Here is a 1,253-nt window from a genome sequence, read left to right as displayed (position 1 = left end):
AATGAAGACCTGACACAACGTTTCCAGAACGATATGTACCTGACCCAAACCGACCTGTTTGCCGATAACTTTTTTACACATTTAACCAGGAAAGCCGATTCACTGGGCATGGAGTTTATGACCGAGCCTTACACCGGCCCTTTTGATCCGGTTAGAATGGGGGGAAGAACCCATGTACCTACAGCCACGTTCTGGTTAAGTACATCCGCAATGCATACAGCCCGCTGGAGCGCCAGTTCGGCCAATACGTATGGCCGTAAAGAAGTTGCCGCCGAAGCATACACCGGTCGCTGGAACGATGGTAACTGGAAAACAGATCTGTATGCCCTTAAACGGTCAGGAGACCTTGCTTTTGCAAACGGCGTGAATAAAATGATATTACACGGCACCGCCTTACAGCCCTGGGGCATGGATCTGAAACCCGGAATGAATATGTTTTTCTGGGGAACAATGTTTGTGCCCGGTCAAACCTGGTGGGAGCCGGGCAAAGCCTGGGTCAATTACCTTTCACGCTGCCAGTATATGCTGCAGCAGGGTAAAAACGTGGCCGACGTAGTTGGATTAATGCCCACGCTGAATTGGAAAAACACGATGCCTATGGGATTGCACAAGCAATATAATTACGATCTGCTTTCTGAAGAATTATTTCTGAAGGATATGGACTTTACCGATGGCTATTTCCGCCTTCCGTCCGGCGCTAAATATAGGGTGTTGTTTTTACCCAAGACAAACGGTAAAATGGCTCCCGAAATACTTACCAAGCTTATTCAATTAGTAGAAAAGGGTGGGTTGGTTGTGTGCCAGGATAAACCGGTGCAGTCGCCGGGACTTACAAACTATCCTCAGGCTGATCATGAAGTGCAAAAGCTGGTTGCACAGCTCTGGGGAAATGCAGACGGCAAAACGGTTTTTGAGCATAAGCTGGGAGCAGGTAAACTGATCTGGATGAATAACATCTGGAACGATAAGCTTGACCCTGAGCGGAAATATTTTGAAGATACCCGGACAAAGGGAAAGGCCTATTGGGGTGCTCCATCAATAACAACATACTGGTCATCGGATTTTACAAACCTGATGAGATCAATAGATAAGCCGGATGTAGAAGTTATCAAAGCCTCCGGCGAAGCCATGGCCTGGGGAGGTTTTCCTGAAACTGCTGCCGGAACACGGCAAGGCGAAGATGCCATTGCCTGGACACACCGCCGTGATGGTGACAGCGATATCTATTTCGTATCCAATCAAACAGGTTCAGA

Annotated in this window: 1 protein-coding gene; it reads left to right on the top strand. The window is 48.0% G+C overall.

What is annotated here, in order from left to right:
* Positions 1 to 1,253, top strand: a 1,253-nt coding sequence (locus FW774_RS20250) for a glycosyl hydrolase (protein ID WP_262714453.1), incomplete at both ends; no start/stop codon positions are given.

The sequence above is a fragment of the Pedobacter sp. BS3 genome, from assembly GCF_008274585.1.
Taxonomy (GTDB): Bacteria; Bacteroidota; Bacteroidia; order Sphingobacteriales; family Sphingobacteriaceae; genus Hufsiella_A.
This window is presented reverse-complemented; position numbering and strand designations above follow the sequence as displayed.